Source organism: Nostoc sp. LEGE 12454 (assembly GCF_056620565.1).
Genome location: NZ_JBWQXL010000048.1, coordinates 18,966 through 35,855 on the forward strand (window position 1 = coordinate 18,966; position 16,890 = coordinate 35,855).

Here is a 16,890-nt window from a genome sequence, read left to right on the forward strand (position 1 = left end):
AGCAATGCTGATTGGTGTACCCCTATGATTAGTACGCCAATTCGCCCAAGTCGGGAGACGCGATGAATAGCCGTCTATACAAAAGACTGATATTGTAGAGACGGCGATTTATCGCGTCTTTATGATGATTTATCGCGTCTTTGCGATCTATAATTTTCATCAAAAAACCTTAACTTAACCGAACCGTATTGATTAGACCTCTTGCAAAAGTCCCTAACACCCCACCCCCAACCCCTCCCCGCTCTTCGGGAGGGGAGACAAAGCGTAGCTTTGGCGGGGTGGGGTTCTTTCTTATTTTTGATTTATGCAAGAGGTGTATTGAAAACTGATTAGTTCTAAATGCGCTGATCGCTGTTAGGTAAATTTTGCTGGTTGTTTGGCTGTTTACCAGATTGCAATTGAGTATATATATAGGTTACTACTGCTAAAGTCAGCCCAATAGCCAACACCACCCCTACAATTCGCAAGAAATTGGGAGTAATTCTCGTAGTTAGCTGCTCACTTAGCTTTGGTTGGTAAATAGTGTCATCCGTTCGCGCTTGTGGTCTGCGTTGATTAGACGCAGGTCGTGGTTGATATAACGTCACATCTGGTTGCACTGGTGGTCTACTTTGATTAGATACCGGTCGCGGCTGAAACAAGGTCTTATCTGGTGGTACTTGTTGACCACCTTGATTAGCTCCTGGTCGCGGCTGAAACAAGGTCTTATCTGGTGGCACTTGTTGCCCACCTTGATTAGCTCCTGGTCGCGGTTGAAACAAGGTCTTATCTGGTGGTACTTGTTGCCCGCCTTGATTAGCTCCTGGTCGTGGTTGATATAACGTCACATCAGGTTTGCTGGCGTTAGGATTATTCACAGGACTCTGTTGATTTTGCTCAACTGGGTTAAATGGTCTGGGAACGGTTTCGTGATTTGAGCCTTGATTGAAACCAGATGGAGGACGAATAACAGTATCGTCGTTCGATTGTCTGGGAACAGTTTCGTGATTTGAGCCTTGATTGAAACCAGATGGAGGACGAATAACAGTATCGTCGTTCGATTGTCTGGGAACAGTTTCGTGATTTGAGCCTTGATTAGAAGAAGGTTGCGATCGCCCAGTCATTTGTTCGGGTACGCTAGATTCTGTGGCAAACTTGGCAGCAGCTTGCAAAGCCCGATTTAGTTCTTCTACCGTTGCAAATCGGTTGGCTGGGTTCTTGTGGAGGCATTTCATCACCACGGCTTCTAATTGTTCGGGTAAATGCTCGCACCCTGGTTGCTCGCGCAGTGGTTTTGGTGGCTCATAAGCGTGAGCTAATACCCAAGAAGCCTCACTCACATGACTACCCTTAATGCTGATTCCAAAGGGGTCGGCTGCACTCAGCATTTCATAAAGGATAATCCCTAAGCTGTAAATATCACCTCTAGCATCCAGGTTTCGATCGCTTTGGATTTGTTCGGGAGGTGCGTAACGAAATGTACCGATAAATGTACTAGTTATATTTGTAATATTGGAATTTTCTGAAGATTCACTACGAATTTTGGCAACACCAAAATCCAAAACCTTCACCCACTCTCCCAAATCTGTCGGTATCAAAAATATATTATCTGGCTTCAGATCGCGATGAACTACCTGAATATGTTCAGTGGTTTTGCCGCCATCCCGTTGGAGAGTCACTCCTTGATGGGCAAGCTGTAAACCCTTACAAACTTGCGCCATAATCTTCACCGTCCGCTCAACAGACAGCCGCTTTTCGCGCAACAGTAATTGCCTGAGCGTTTGTCCCCGCAAATATTCCATTACATAAAATGGAAAACCTTCCGGGGTTACACCACAATCACTAATCTTAACAATGTGGTCGCTTTGCAAAGCAGCACAAACTGCCACCTCCCGCTCAAAACGCTTTCTCATTTCCAGTGATGCCACTAGCGTATCTTTGAGCAACTTCAACGCTACCTGTTGACCAACACGGGTATCCGTTGCTAGGAAGACTTCTCCCATGCCACCCCCGCCTAACCGTCTGTCTAAACGGTATCGCTGGTTATCACCTACGAAGCGACCATTCCAAGAATTTGAAGAAGGTGGGGATTTCATCTGGGGCAACCCATCCTAGTTACTTTAAGTGTTAACTTTATTCAGAGATAATACTAGTATTACAAATATGATTGCTTCATAACTTAGATGAATATTAGTAATATATACTACTAGTACTTATCTAATTATACTCAGCTTAACATATTAGTAACTTAAAGTAATGTGATAATTTTGATAAAATGTTTAAACTTTAGACCTAATAGCAGTTGAAATTTGTTCCTGATATTAAGTTAGCGCAAGTTCGACAAGAATCGTCCGCTTCAGTAGTACTGAGTGACTAAAAGAGGGAAACGGTAGAGCGCAAACTACGAACCTAGCAAGTCAAACTTTACAGACAAGTAATTGAATTTAACACTCTTCTTAAATTAGACTGCTAATTTTGACTAGCTAATCAGGAGGCTAAGATGGAAAGCAACACCGCAACATGGTGGATATATGCATTATTGTCAGCTGGCTTTGCAGCATTGACAACTATCTTTGCCAAAATTGGGATAGAAAATGTGAATGCTAATTTAGCAACAGCAATCCGAACTGTTGTGATCTTAGTAGTTGCTTGGGGGATTGTATTTTTTCAGGGAAACGTAGTTAATATCTCAGCTATATCCCAAAAAACCATGATTTTCTTATTATTATCTGGACTATCTACAGGGTTATCATGGATTTTTTACTTCCAAGCCTTACAAGCAGGAAAAGCTTCCCTTGTTGCACCAATCGATAAATCAAGCTTAGTACTAGTTTTATTGTTTTCAGTCATTTTTTTGGGAGAAACATTAAGCTGGAAGATCGTTTTAGGAACTGGGTTAGTAGTCATCGGCACTTTAGTTTTAATCATTTAAAATCTTAATTAAGCTCGACTCGATCCAAAATTAAGAAATCGGTTTTCTTTATCCGCCAAAACCTACCTTTTTGGCAAATACTTTTTTCACTTCATTGATAATCTATGATGTGAAAAAAGTAAAACTACTGTCCCATAAAGGTTTAAATTTAAGCGTTCGTGCTGATAGTCTTGGCTACAACAAGACTTAAAGTTTTGCAAAATATATTCCATTAATGTACTCTGGCGTACATGATTAATATGTGCTATTGCCATGAGGAATCAGGATGAGTAATGTGCTCTCTATAGCCGCAGTGACAGCAGTACTAAAAGTCTTGCTGGAAAATGGTTTAGTCAGCGATCCGATCGCTGCTAGTGTTGGTGATGTGATTGTAACTGCCCTACCGCCCGATCGAATTTCAGTTGAAGCTGACGAGCGTGCCCAAATCAACCTCTTTCTCTATCAAGTGACGCAGAATCGTAATGTCGATTGGGTATCTCAAGAATTTCGGAGCAGACACTCACGGATTAATGGAAACCCACGCTCTCCAACTCCACCACTAGCTCTTGACCTGCACTACTTACTAACAGCCTACGGAGCCAAGGATTTTCAGGCAGAGCTTTTACTCGGCTATGCAATGCATTTATTACACAAAACACCAGCTATCACATCCGATATTATTGAAAATACTTTGATCAATGCATCTACAACCAATACTTCAAGTGCTTTTTCGCAAGCTGTAGCAAGTGTGTCTGTATCCGCTTTAGCTGAACAAATTGGGCAGATCAAATTGACTCCAGAGTTTTTTAACATGGAAGAAACTTCTAAGTTATGGTCTGCTTTACAAACACACTATCGACCTTCAGCTACCTATCTGGCATCAATGGTATTGATTGAGAGTAGCAATGACAAGTCTGAAAGTTTTTACATGATGCCCTTGTCTCAACCGAATATAGAGCAAGTTATAGCTCCAGCCAAGACTGAACAAATGATTGTTGCAGGTACAACATTAGTAATTCGTGGTAAACGTTTACGCGGTGAGATCACACGAGTTCGTTTTGGTAATACGGAAACATTACTAGTACCTCAAGAAGTAAAAGAAACGCAAATCAGTTTGTTAGTCCCGCCAGATTTATACGCAAGCATACAGGGTGTGCAAGTTGTACATTTAACAATGGGCAATGTAGAGCAAACGAATCATCTAGTTGAATCAAACGTAGCGGCTTTTGTCTTACATCCAACAATTACAGCATTCGTCGCTCAAGTAGAAAATAGCGGTGAGAATTTACGCGCAGCAGAAATTACCGTTAAATTCCAGCCCAAAGTAGGTAAGGCACAGCGGGTAGTTTTGCTACTCAATGAGGTATCAGGTGATAATCCGGTAGCTTACTCTTTCTTGGCTGCACCACCTACCCAAGACACTGATGCGATCGCGATTCCGGTCAAAAATGTCAAACCAGGAACTTATATTGTCCGGGTGCAGGTAGATGGCGCCGAAAGTCCACTTCACAAAAATCAGTTAGGGGAATATGATTCGCCACAGGTGACAATTTTATGAATGCTACGACAATTAATCACAATTGGGATGAGGCAAACTACCGCTACCTATCAGCAGCTCTAGCTATAGTGCGTGGTATTTTGGAAAATCACACGGCAAAAGAGCAAAATCAACCTGAAGAGAACCACCAAGAGCATTTACAGCAAGCGTTACAGGAAGTTGCTGCTGCTATGCCTGCACCATCAGCATTGGAGAGAATATGCAAAATGTTTCGCCTCTCATCCTTTGAACGCGATTTGTTGCTGTTGTGTACAGGTATGGAATTAAATGGAGATTTTGCCAAATTGTGTGCTATAGTTCACGACGATTCACAACGAGCTTACCCAACTTTGGGTTTAGCTTTGGCTGCTTTACCTAACGTCCACTGGGATGCGATCGCTCCAAATGCTCCCTTACGTCATTGGCGGTTAATTCAAATTGGTGATGGTCATTCCCTGACTCTCAGTCCCTTGAGAATTGACGAGCGGATTTTACATTATCTCACGGGTATCCAATATCTTGACGAACGGCTAGCTGGTATCATTGAGCCATTACCAGAGGTTAGCGATTTAGTACCCTCGCACCAAGATTTAGCAGAGCGAGTAGCAGCAGTTTGGTCGTCAGCTTACAAGGTTAATAGCTTGCCAATTGTCCAGTTATCTAGTGGTGAAACTGCTAGTAAACGTGCCATTGCCGCTACAATTTGTCAGCTTCAGGGTTTAAGCTTGTGGGTAATGCCTGCACAAGTCATTCCTTTAGCACCAGGCGAGTTGGATAATCTCATCCGCCTATGGACTCGTGAGACGATTTTAAGTAAGAGTGCCTTACTCATAGACTGCAACGAACTGGATACTAATGATACAGTGCGGCTGAATGCGATCGCTCGTTTCATCGAACGCATAAACGGCTTTTTAATAGTCACGAGTCGAGAACGCATCGGCTTATCACAACGCCTAGTAGTTAATTTTGACGTACATCAACCAACTAGCAAAGAACAAGGTGCAGTTTGGCAAGATGCACTAGGGGCGAGTGCATCGCAAATGAATGGGCAAGTCAAAACCCTAGTGGATCAGTTTAACCTCAGTGCTGCAACCATTCGCGCTGCTTGTGCAGAAGCCGCAGGACAGTTGGCACAAACACCAGAAAGCGATATCACTAGCATTTTATGGGATGCCTGCCGCGTGCAAGCACGTCCGCGCTTAGATGAACTCGCCCAACGGATTGAGCCATCTGGGGATTGGGATGACTTAGTATTGCCAGAGGCGCAGAAACAAGTTCTCCGGGAAATTGCGGCTCATGTGCGCCAACGTAGTACTGTATATAACAATTGGGGTTTTGGGGGCAAGAGTGCGCGGGGATTGGGAATCAGCGCTCTATTTGCAGGTAGTAGCGGCACTGGTAAAACTTTGGGAGCAGAAGTACTGGCCCAGAAATTACGCCTCGACCTCTATCGTATTGACCTATCATCAGTAGTCAGCAAATATATTGGCGAGACAGAGAAGAATTTGCGCCGAGTATTTGATGCCGCAGAACAAGGTGGAGTGATTTTATTATTTGATGAAGCCGACGCTTTATTTGGCAAACGGAGTGAAGTTAAAGATGCCCGCGATCGCTATGCGAATATAGAAGTTAGCTACCTATTGCAACGGATGGAAAGCTACCCAGGTTTAGCAGTCCTAACTACCAACCTGAAGAGTGCAATTGATACAGCCTTCCTACGGCGGATTCGCTTTGTGGTGCAATTTCCCTTCCCCGATACAACACAACGAGCCGAGATTTGGCGACGCGTCTTTCCAGCCGAAACCCCAACCGCAGACTTAGATGCCCTGCAACTAGCACGGCTCAATGTCGCTGGGGGTAATATCCGTAACATAGCCTTAAATGCCGCTTTCCTCGCTGCCGATGCCGGGGAACCAGTGCAGATGAAACACGTATTGCGGGCGGCTCAAACAGAATACAGTAAGTTGGAGAAACCCCTGACTGATGCGGAAGTTGGCGGATGGATGTAATTTTGCAATTTTAACCTTAGTAGAAAATGGTGGTAGCTAGCAGGCTGTACCTACGCCAACTACCATAGCAAACAAAATTACTCTGGTAATTCACCAAATCTTTCGCGATAGCGAGCAAGCATGGACTCCATTTGAACAAGTTGCTGTTCGGCTTGTTGACGCTGTTGCTGTTCTTGGTGTGCTACTTCTTCTGGCGTGGGCATAAGTTGTCCATCGGGAGTAAAAAAGCGCAACTTCGATTGATAAACTCCCAAATATAACTGCAATTGCTGACTCCATAACCAACCTGCTTCATTTGCTTGCAGTTCTTGATAACGACCATCTAATGAATGAAATCCTTTAAATTCTAAACTTACCGGATCAAACCAAAAATAATCAGGAGTCCGCCAAATATCTTGATAGATTTCCTTTTTCAAGCCTCTATCAGTAGCAGCTGTTTTGTCAGAAAGAATCTCTACAATCACATTTGGATATTTGCCATCTTCTTCCCAAACTACCCAGCTTTTGCGTGTTTTGCGTTGGGTATTTAAAACTACAAAGAAATCAGGGCCTCTAAATTGCTCAGACTTACGCTGACGCGGACTGTAATAAATCGTCATGTTACCGCAAGCGTAAAAATCTTGACGCTCCTGCCACAACCATTCCAAACACTGAATCAACAGCAGTATTTGCCGCAAGTGAAGTTCTGTTTCCAAAGGTGGTTCATCACTGTATAAATCACCAGGAGGAAATATAACATCTTCTGGTGTGTCTTCTAAAATTATTCCTAAATCTTGAGCAGAAGACATAATAATTTCTCTTTTGGCAAGATAAATCTAACTGAACCCAATTAATTCACCGCTTTCTATGATTATAAGTCTCGCTCACACAGAGTCACTGCTGTCATAGAATAATTTCTACTTAAGTCGATAGCGATCGCCACTCAACAAACTCTATAATTAGTGCCAAGAATCTGCCTGAGGTGAAGGTGAGATGAACGAGCGAATTGGGCACAAGAAATCAGCCGCATCAACTTTTACGAATCCGTCGCTTGCCTCCCCAAGTATTCCCACACTGGCGAATCCAATACGCGGCTTTGGTTCACAAATCAATACTGTGCCGTCCCAAATAGTAACTGAGGTAGCACCAGACCTTCAAAAAGTCCAGTCTGCCCAAGAGCAATTATTGGAACCAGAAGTCATCAAAGAAAAGCCCCAGACTCACGACATTAGTCGCATATCCTTGCGTCGTCTTCAGACAAAACTCACAGTTGGAGAACCGCACGATCGCTATGAGCAAGAAGCAGATCGGGTGGCTAATCAGGTGATGCGAATGGTTGTACCAGAGAAGCTTAAGGCTCCTGGGGTACAGCCTATACAAGATTCCTTGCAGCGAAAATGTGCAGCCTGTGAGCAAGAACAAGAAAAACTGCAAACCAAGCGATCGCTGCAACGTTATACCGATGGCAGCTTGCAAGCTGGGGATAATATTGAAAGTCGGTTGAATAGTAGTAAAAGTGGCGGTAGTACTTTACCAAGTGACGTGCGCTCCTTTATGGAACCCCGATTTGGTTATGATTTTAGTCAGGTGCGGGTGCATACTGGTGCTGAAGCAGTGCAGATGAACCAGGAGTTGGGCGCACAAGCCTTTACACATGGTAGCAATGTTTACTTTGGAGCCGGAAAGTCGCCAGGTAATAATGAATTGACTGCCCATGAATTGACTCATGTAGTGCAGCAAACAGGAGCTTTAGAAAGAAAATGCAGTACCTGTGAGGAAGAAGATCGAGTTAGGAGAAAAGAAAATCAGGAAATCTTACCCGATACTTCTTCCAATAGCGATCCATCACAGTCCTCCAACAGCACCGCAAAACTTCTAGATTTGATTGCCCGTTTAGAACAACTGCATACTCATTTGGACAAACAAATAGAGGCAAGTACCGATACCGACAATCCGCCTTTGCAAAAAGAAGGTCAGCAGCATTTGGACACTTTGTCTAATGGTTTACAGCAACTACGGGCAGCAGCCCGCAGCGATGACGAAACCTTGAAGCAACGGGTTCTAGCAGCGTTTACCCCATCTGCTATGCAAACAGCGCAGACAGTGGCATCAAATCGAGTCCAAACAGCGTCTGGGTCGTCTTTGCAGTCAAATTCGACTGCCAGCATACAGCGTGCGCCGATCGGTATTGCTACCAAATCTCTGACAATTAGTTCACAGCAGAATGCTACAGAAATCGAAGCAGACCAAGTTGCCAAAGCAGTAACTTCTGGCACAGTTGCAGTCAGCCAACGTTCTCCAGAGGGGAAGATTAATCGCTTTGCAGGAGGTGAAGAACTCATTGCCTTGGGAACTGGGTTACTGGTGGCAGATGCCGAAGCTGCACCCGTCGAAGTAGCAACAGGCCCTCCTGGTTGGGCTATCGGATTAGGTATTGCTGTTGCTGCTGTAGTCATTATTGGCGTTGGGATTGCTATTTCTTCTGATACCGATACCCCAGCAACTCCAGAACCGGAAGCTAAACAAGTTCCACAACCTCTGCCAGTGCCAGTGCCAATACCTCGACGTTATCCAAACCAGACGTGCGAGGATTCGGTGCTTGATACATTGCAACAAGAGATGCACGCTTTTTGCGATAGGATTGGGGGTGAAAGCTGTAGCCCCAGCAAAGTAAGTCCAAAGAAGCTAGCGCGGCGACCTTGCTCAGAGATTCGTCAACGCATTCAGGCAGTGCAGGAATGTATGCGTCTCAGAGAAAATATCCAGGATAAGTGTTTTGGTGGTCAACCCGATCAAGCTCATAAGGATGTTATCGAACAACTTAAAAGTGGACTTCAACATTGCTTGGATCTTGAAAAGGTCAACTGTGCACCCGGTCATCCAATGGCAAATCTTTGAATTATGTTAATGGATCTGTTTCAAGCGATCGAAAATCAGAATCTAGACTACATCGCAGAATTACTGGCACACGGAGCCGATCCAAACAGTCTTCGCCCAGAATTTCCACGATGGACACCGCTACATGAAGCAATTGAGCAACTTGAAGATGGTGGTGAGATCGAATCCTTAGTTTTGTTACTTCGCCATCATGCATCCGTTGATACATGGGATGCTGACCATGATTCTACACCACTGCTGATGGCACTTTTCCGTGAGCAAATAGAAGCTGTTCGCTTGTTGCTGGCTGCTGGTGCAGATCCAAACGTTGTTGGTAGCGAGGGTGACTCACCATTACGCTGGTGCGTTGAACAAGGAGACTACGACACAGCAGCAATGTTACTTCGTTGTGGAGCGACCAAAACAATCGATGATGCTGGCGGTAGCGGTGGAATGACAGCACTTGGGCAAGCCGCAAAACGACTTGATTTAAAAATGATTGAACTTCTCTTACAAGCAGGAGCAGATCCAGAAGTTTTTGATGCTGATAAGTTTACTGCATATCGACGGTTGCCGCCACGGAACGAAGCAAAAGACGATGCTGTGTGGGTTACAGCAGAGGCACTGCTAATGCGCTGACAGATGTTGTCGTGCGATCGCAACCAAATTTATCAACTAGTAACAATACCTGTAAGAATTTTTATCAATATCAATGCAGTTTAAAATTAATTTTTTCAACTTGTTTTGGTGCTTTGATTTCAGTAAATAGCTGAACCGCTCGCTCAAAATTTATTTGACGTTCATCAGGCTTCGACATCTTTTGATTAGTTAAACCCAATTGAAAATAAGCTTCAGCTAGGTCACACTTTGCACCTATTTTATCCAAAAGTTCGATTGCTTGTGTATGCTTAACAAGAGCTAATGCAAAATCTGTTTGTTGTCGATAGATTTCTGCTAAACCATTGAGTGTTTTTGCTTTTACCTGCATATAGTGACTTTCTTCAGCAAAAGTCAAAGCTTGGTGGAATATTTGATTTGCCTGAGAAAATTTTCCTAAATTGACGTAGGTTTGACCCAAAATTTGCATGAAATAGACAAATCTTCCAGTTTGTTCTACTAGTTTTTCGTTCGTAATATTTTGATAAGCTACATCTGCTAATGCAAATGAGGCATCGTGCAAACCTAAATAAGAATACACCAAAGCTAAACAGACTGAAGCTTTTTCTGCCCAGCGATGATGCTCGGTATTTTGAGCCAAATAAATTACTTGTTGAAATAACTTTGCGGCTGCCTCTAGTTCCCACAAATCTATTTTGTAAAGACCAATACTTAATAAAGAATCTACCTCTAGCATTCTCAAATAGTAAACTGTATGTTTATTTTCTGGCTGAGGTACAAGTGATTTGAGTGCTTGAGTTGCGAGTGTAATAGTATTTTCTTGACAAGCGATCGCTTGACTAATTTTACCCGTTATCCAATATAAATCACCCAATATATTATAAAGTTCACTGAGATTTTGGTCATTTTCCAGATTATTCACAACTTGATTAATTGCTGCAAGTATTGGTTGAATTAAACCCATCCGATACAACGTACTACCAAGAGGTAAAAACTGCTGCCATTGATTATTTCGACTTTGGAGAATAACTTTCCCAGCCAACTGAAAATTCTGAATTTCTACGTAGTGATAATATGCTTCCAGTGCTTGCAAAGCATCTTTAAAGGTTTCAATTTGTTTAACACTAGCTGTCCAAAATTCTGCGGCTTTGTGGTTGGTAATTTGCCATTCATCGGTGAGGCGTAAACGTGCGATCGCTTCTTTGCGAATCACCGGATGCAACCAATATTCACCTTTTTCGCACTCTACTAAAGACCGATTTCTCAAAGAGACAATAATTTGACGATGTTGATCGGCTGGGACATCCCACAGTAAAGAAAACAACCCTTGTGATGAGATAGTGGGTATATCTTGGTAACGATAACATCCCAAACGGCAAAGTAAGCGATAAGCTTGGGGATCGAGGGCTTGCAGACGATTAATTTGACTAACTGCTAAATTTTTTAAGTCGGTTGCTGCTAACGGATCGGCATGATTTTCTTGCCAATAAAGAACCATATCACCGTCAAAATCTTCTTGAATCGAACCGCAGAGAATTCCCATCGCTTTCGCATTACCGCCATAAGTGCGATGCATGATTTGCAAAGTTGGCGAGTCGATGGCTAATCCCCGGTTGCTAAAAAACTGTTGCCATGAGCTTTCATCTAAGCCAGGAAGCCGATAGTGATTCACATTTAACCCAGGTTCACAAAGGCGATCGCGACTAGTAATCAAGGTAACAGATTGCACCCTGGCATCAGCCAAAACCCGCAATAGTTCTACATAGTTGCGGTGAGAAGCAATCAAGCCACCTTGTCGATCTAATGCAGGTTCTAGATTGTCAATTAACACCCCAATCCGCCGATTGTGGAGTTCGCGCTTGAGTCGTCCCAAAGTTACGCCAAATTCTACCCCAGGTTCTCGATCGAAATCTTGTTTGAGCCATTCTTCTACAACTCGTTCGGCGGGGGTGATATTTTGCGTTTCCTTCGCCATCAGCAGTTCTAAAACCAAATCAAACCCCTGAGTTTGGAGATATTGCTGCGCTAGAGTAGTTTTGCCTAAACCGCCCTCACCTTGGATGACAATGACTTTTGAACCTTGATTTACCAAAGTATTCAGGTGAGCGATCGCTTCTGTTCGTCCAATAAAATTGGTATCCTCTAGTTTTGGGGTGGGTTGGGGCGATCGCGAGTAATCAATCAGACTGGATGATATCGCAGTAGTTTTTCTCAGAACTCGCTCTAAAGTAGCGCGACAATTACTTTTGGTAATCTTTTCTCGTAATACTTTAGAAAGTAACTTCCATAACTGAGAACCAGCATCCTTGGCGTGTCCTTCCGTACAACCGTAAGAATGAGCGATATCTAAGTATTTTCTACCCAACCAAACTTGCACAAGAATCACTTTTTGCAAATCGCTCAACCGTTCCCCAGTCTGAGGAGGAATTATGGCGTCTAACCATGCTAATGCTGCTTCAGCGTCCATTGGGTAACGACAAGGGTAGTTCAGATTTTAAGGACAACTATAAATTACTTTACAGTTATGTTGCTGGAGTTTTCGGATAAGATTCTGTAAATCCGACTTTTTTCCCGACTTTTCCGACCTTGGCTGGAAACCTCCAGCTAAACTGATATAAACCTATGCAAGATGGACTAAACCCTTCTAAGCCTCATCCTGCCAAAATAGGAAAGAAGTTGCACAATTGGTATTAAAAAACCTACAAAATTGTTCTGTATATAGACTAGATTCTTTAGTTTGGGAAAATTTGAGCATAAAATGTCAGAACTAACTGAAGGACTGAAACGAATTCATACATGGTTTACAAAAAATAGACCTGAGCGAATTTCTTGTCTAGCTCCAGGACTTTCGCGTGAATATATTGAACAAAGTACTAGATTTCTGCCATTCAAATTACCTGAAGAGGTTTATGAACTGTATCAATTGCGTAATGGTTCATCAGGATATGACTTTCTATTTGAAAATTATGAATTCATGTCTTTGAATGCAGCTGTAAGTGCTTACCACGAACAAATGGGTGAAATTCGCTATCATGAGCGTGAACAAGCATACTGGTTTGAACATAGTTTCCCTATTTTCCAGCTTTGGTGTAACGGCGGTGTTTTGTATACAGTTGTGCCTAATCCACAGAGAAATAGCATCATACGCATATACGACTCAGAATGTAATGACTATTCACTGCGTTACGACAATTTGACTAACCTAATTTTGCATGGAGCAGATTGGTATGAAGCAGCTTACTTTGTGGAGAAGGAAAAAGCTTGGGATATTATAAATGAAGAAATGAGCTGTTTGCTTGATGTCAAATATATGGCAAGAGATTATCTCGCAAATTCAATTACCCGAAAAGGAGCAGCAGTTTCAAGAATATGCGAGGAAATATATCAGCGTTACATTAATGGCGATATCTCATCACCGAATGCATAAAGCCTTTGAGATAAATTTAATCCTCAGCAATTTAGGGAACTACCAGAAGATTAAGCAGCCATTATTGCTTAGTATCAAATGCTTAATTAGTAAGAATTATTCCCCTTGGGGAACCATACTTTTGAGCGATTTCTCCTACTAATTTACAGGTTTTACGAATTTTATCATCATAATCATCAGTACCATAATCTTCATCATCATAGTTCCTGGACAACTCTGGCAGAATTGTCCCTACTGTCTCTAAAGCCTCTGCGATCGCTAACATCATGTTCGTCAAACTTGGAAACCATAACTTATCTTTAATATCTTCTCGTTGTAGCACTGGAGAAGTCTCAATCTGAATTTGCGAACCAACAATGACTAGCTTGCCATTCTCATAGGAAACAAATGGCAAGCACTTTGGATCATATATATCCGCATCCCTTGGAGAATAAAGTTTCTCAGCTTCCTCTAAGGATAGAAAATGAATTAAATCGTCTGCGCCTTCTAACAGCTGCTCCAAGAAGCAATAATAAGTTGAGTTATTGTTATAAGAACCATCCCAACCGTCAGGCTGTCGATCTCCAGTGGGCGCACCAGCCCATTGATAAAACTCGTAAGCTTCATCAGACAGCCGGAATGGGAAAAAACTCAGTCTTCTTTCAACCTCTTCAAGACTCATGCCCTGTTTAGTAAAATGAACACCGCTACTTATTCTTTCAAGCGCCTCAGTCAAAATCGACATTACCTTATTATCCTCATGAATTTAAATCGATTTATTGTTAGGGGTTGTCAGGCATTGCATTGTTAGAATATGACAATTTTATCCGAATACAATACAGTTAAGTATTTCTTCCTTTGCGTTCTTTGCGTTCTTAGCGGTTCGTTAAAAATTGACTTTGATAAAGAGTTAAGCCTTAACTGAACCGGATTGAATTTTATCCAACTTTTTCCCCGACTCTTCCAACTGAATCATATAAAACTGCCGACTTCAGCCGACTGACAAAACGAAGTACGATCGCTTAGGCTATTGGGCATAGAGATAAAAATTTAAGTATAAAAATATGCTTAATACCCTCGATCCACTCGCAGAAGACTTAGCAGGTCAAAGCTATCCCAGTCCTCATTACTTGCAAACACAGCGCCGCATTCGTTCACTCATAGACAGATATATTGCAGTCGAAAAACTACATGAGCGTCTGCAAGATTTACCGATACAGTTTGCCAATCCTCAACCGCGTCCCTGGAAACCGATTGACTGGCAGACGATTAACCGCAATCAAATTATCGGCTTAGACGCAGAGGTATTTTTATCTATATTGATCGGTGCGATGGATACAGAAGCTCCCATTCGCGGTTATACCCAAACCAGTCGGCAGTATTTGGAATTGCACCCTCAGATGGCTCGGTTTGTTGGTGGAACAGTCGGTAAAGATGGCGAACTGCTGGAACTTGGTTTGTGGGAAAAGGAAGAACGTCAGCACACACCAGCATTAATCAAAATCTACACCCAATTAACAGGCGAGAAAATTACCCCAAAACTTCGGGCTGTTAGAAGCTATCTCCCCACAGATGACGCCAACGAAGACTTATATCGCCACGGCTTACACCGCATTGCCACAGAATACGGTGCTACCTGTCTTTATATTTGGTTGATGGCTCACACCACTGGCGCACTCCAAGATGTTTTAGAGGAATTAGCACAGGATGAAATCAACCACATGACCAAATTCTGGGGGTTTGGAGTCTGGGCTTTCCCTGATACTGGGTTGATGCGAATTGGACGCACGCTAATCAAAACGCGATCGCAAAACTATCAGCGTAACAACCTCATGCGTACTCTCCGCCGCATGATGGGTACCCTTAACTGGAATGCTTGGTCATTAACCAATAAAACAACTCTTCTCTTCACCTTCACCTACACAATGCATCGTTTGTGGAGTTGGAACAGCACCCTCACACCAGAGTACTTACAAAATTTATTTGAAACTAATTAGTCAAAACAAAGGACAAATGACAAATGATAAATGATAAATCAAAATTACCCATCGATTTAAACCCCCAAAAAATTCCCCAACATATTGCCGTCATCATGGATGGTAACGGCCGATGGGCAACCAGTCGAGGATTACCGCGTATTGCTGGACATCGCCAAGGAGCAAGGACACTCAAAGAACTATTGCGTTGCTGCAAAGATTGGGGAGTCAAAGCGTTGACAGCATACGCTTTCTCAACAGAAAATTGGCAGCGTCCCGTTGAAGAAGTGAATTTTCTGATGCATTTGTTTGAGCGATTATTACACCGCGAGTTAGCTCAGATGCATCAAGAAGGAGTACGCATCTCGTTTATTGGAGATTTATCGGCTTTACCCAAGTCTCTACAGACGGAAATGGAACGTTCAATGACAGAGACATTGAACAATCAAGCAATCCACTTTACTGTTGCAGTCAACTATGGTAGCCGCAACGAAATTACCAGAGTTTGTCGTCAAGTAGCTCAACTGGTGGAACAGGGCAAACTCAGCGCCCAAGAAGTGAATGAAAGTCTTGTAGAACAACATCTCTACACAGCAGATACTCCAAAACCAGATTTACTGATTCGTACCAGTGGTGAGATGCGATTGAGTAATTTTCTCTTGTGGCAAATGGCGTATACAGAGATGTATTTCACCGATATTTTTTGGCCAGATTTTAATCGAGAAGCATTTCATCAGGCTTTGTTGAGCTACCAAAATCGCGATCGCCGTTTTGGTCAAGTTAAAGCTTCATTATCAGCTTAGTGTACCAAACACCAGACATCGCGTGAAGAAGGCAGGAGGCAGAGGGCAATATTCCTTCTGCCTTTCTTGATAAAGTAAAAGCACCCATATTACCACGATGGTATATGAGCGCTCACGAATAAAACATTATCGAGGATAATCTATCTGCTATGACAGACCGAAGTAACTATAAGAATAGCAGGCACTGGGTAAATAAACTGCAAGGGTAGTTACAAATGTTTTGTTAAAAATATTACTTACCGTCAATATGATGCTTTATTTGGGCAAAATCCAATCGATTGCGGAATCCTATTCTCCCCAAGAACTCTTCGCTAGCTTGGTTTGGCAGCGTCATTTTAATGAGTTTAATGGCGAAGAGGTAATTATTGACCTTTCCAACCACAGAAATTTATGGTCAAGCTTTCTGTTCACAAAACCAATCTTTGCACCAGATGAAAACGGTTTAAGCTTTGGTGGTATGGTCGATACCCTACTTGCAATGGCGAACTATCGCCCCATGCCTGAAACCAGCATTATTCATTTCATTGCCTATCCTGCCGATACACTGTACATTCTGACAGAGAACCAAGATACAAAAGTGTCTGAGCTTTTAGACTTGGGCAAAAAATGGCGGGCTGATTCAGTAGAGGTAAGTGATGGCACGAATGAAGATTATGGTTTGCGCCTAAAGCGCCGACTGAGAACTAGATTGGAAGGGGCCCTATCAGGTGAAGATGTTCATCGGTATTCTGATGCGGTGGTTGTTTCTTATTGGTGGGATTGAATTCTTGAAGTATCTCAATTAGAGAAATTGTG

Annotated in this window: 14 protein-coding genes; 9 read left to right on the forward strand and 5 right to left on the reverse strand. The window is 42.8% G+C overall.

All coding sequences use genetic code 11. From position 1 onward, the window contains the following. Positions 1-28 precede the first annotated feature (28 nt). Both AC1F2U_RS29205 and AC1F2U_RS29210 read right to left on the reverse strand, forming a co-directional pair. On the reverse strand, positions 29-160 hold the full coding sequence (locus AC1F2U_RS29205; protein WP_480264318.1) for a hypothetical protein: 132 nt from the start codon (positions 158-160) through the stop codon (positions 29-31). A 175-nt stretch (positions 161-335) separates the two neighbouring features. After that, positions 336-2,075 (reverse strand): serine/threonine protein kinase, encoded by a 1,740-nt coding sequence (locus tag AC1F2U_RS29210; RefSeq protein WP_480264319.1) that lies wholly within the window; start codon positions 2,073-2,075, stop codon positions 336-338. A gap of 404 nt (positions 2,076-2,479) precedes the next feature. Here AC1F2U_RS29210 and AC1F2U_RS29215 point away from each other — a divergent pair, with 404 nt between their 5' ends. The 3 genes from AC1F2U_RS29215 (at position 2,480) to AC1F2U_RS29225 (ending at position 6,436) form a co-directional block, all read left to right on the forward strand. Then, entirely contained in the window at positions 2,480-2,911 is a 432-nt protein-coding gene (locus AC1F2U_RS29215; RefSeq protein WP_480264320.1) for an EamA family transporter, read from the forward strand. A 265-nt stretch (positions 2,912-3,176) separates the two neighbouring features. Then, a complete protein-coding gene (locus AC1F2U_RS29220) occupies positions 3,177-4,448 on the forward strand; it encodes a Pvc16 family protein (protein ID WP_480264321.1) in 1,272 nt (423 codons plus the stop codon). After that, positions 4,445-6,436, forward strand: a complete 1,992-nt coding sequence (locus AC1F2U_RS29225) for an ATP-binding protein (RefSeq protein WP_480264322.1) — start codon at positions 4,445-4,447, stop codon at positions 6,434-6,436. The genes AC1F2U_RS29220 and AC1F2U_RS29225 overlap by 4 nt, the downstream gene beginning before the upstream one ends. A gap of 77 nt (positions 6,437-6,513) precedes the next feature. Here AC1F2U_RS29225 and AC1F2U_RS29230 read toward each other — a convergent pair whose 3' ends face one another. Next, entirely contained in the window at positions 6,514-7,224 is a 711-nt protein-coding gene (locus AC1F2U_RS29230) for a Uma2 family endonuclease (RefSeq protein WP_480264323.1), read from the reverse strand. A 184-nt stretch (positions 7,225-7,408) separates the two neighbouring features. Here AC1F2U_RS29230 and AC1F2U_RS29235 point away from each other — a divergent pair, with 184 nt between their 5' ends. Further along, positions 7,409-9,313, forward strand: coding sequence for an eCIS core domain-containing protein (locus AC1F2U_RS29235; protein WP_480264324.1), 1,905 nt, complete (start codon positions 7,409-7,411; stop codon positions 9,311-9,313). Between the two features lie 9 nt (positions 9,314-9,322). After that, entirely contained in the window at positions 9,323-9,931 is a 609-nt protein-coding gene (locus tag AC1F2U_RS29240; protein WP_480264325.1) for an ankyrin repeat domain-containing protein, read from the forward strand. 70 nt (positions 9,932-10,001) lie between these two features. Here AC1F2U_RS29240 and AC1F2U_RS29245 read toward each other — a convergent pair whose 3' ends face one another. Continuing rightward, positions 10,002-12,377 carry a helix-turn-helix domain-containing protein gene (locus AC1F2U_RS29245; protein ID WP_480264326.1) on the reverse strand — a complete coding sequence of 792 codons (2,376 nt, stop codon included), beginning with the start codon at positions 12,375-12,377 and terminating at the stop codon, positions 10,002-10,004. Between the two features lie 291 nt (positions 12,378-12,668). Here AC1F2U_RS29245 and AC1F2U_RS29250 point away from each other — a divergent pair, with 291 nt between their 5' ends. Beyond that, on the forward strand, positions 12,669-13,337 hold the full coding sequence (locus AC1F2U_RS29250) for an SMI1/KNR4 family protein (RefSeq protein WP_480264327.1): 669 nt from the start codon (positions 12,669-12,671) through the stop codon (positions 13,335-13,337). Between the two features lie 82 nt (positions 13,338-13,419). Here AC1F2U_RS29250 and AC1F2U_RS29255 read toward each other — a convergent pair whose 3' ends face one another. Continuing rightward, complete coding sequence (locus AC1F2U_RS29255) at positions 13,420-14,061, reverse strand: hypothetical protein (RefSeq protein ID WP_480264328.1); 642 nt, start codon at positions 14,059-14,061, stop codon at positions 13,420-13,422. 319 nt (positions 14,062-14,380) lie between these two features. Here AC1F2U_RS29255 and AC1F2U_RS29260 point away from each other — a divergent pair, with 319 nt between their 5' ends. From AC1F2U_RS29260 to AC1F2U_RS29270, 3 genes are all read left to right on the forward strand, one after another. Further along, complete coding sequence (locus tag AC1F2U_RS29260; protein ID WP_480264329.1) at positions 14,381-15,313, forward strand: ferritin-like domain-containing protein; 933 nt, start codon at positions 14,381-14,383, stop codon at positions 15,311-15,313. A 23-nt stretch (positions 15,314-15,336) separates the two neighbouring features. Further along, positions 15,337-16,095 (forward strand): isoprenyl transferase, encoded by a 759-nt coding sequence (locus AC1F2U_RS29265; protein ID WP_480264330.1) that lies wholly within the window; start codon positions 15,337-15,339, stop codon positions 16,093-16,095. 247 nt (positions 16,096-16,342) lie between these two features. Beyond that, positions 16,343-16,858 carry a hypothetical protein gene (locus tag AC1F2U_RS29270; protein ID WP_480264331.1) on the forward strand — a complete coding sequence of 172 codons (516 nt, stop codon included), beginning with the start codon at positions 16,343-16,345 and terminating at the stop codon, positions 16,856-16,858. Positions 16,859-16,890: the final 32 nt, after the last annotated feature.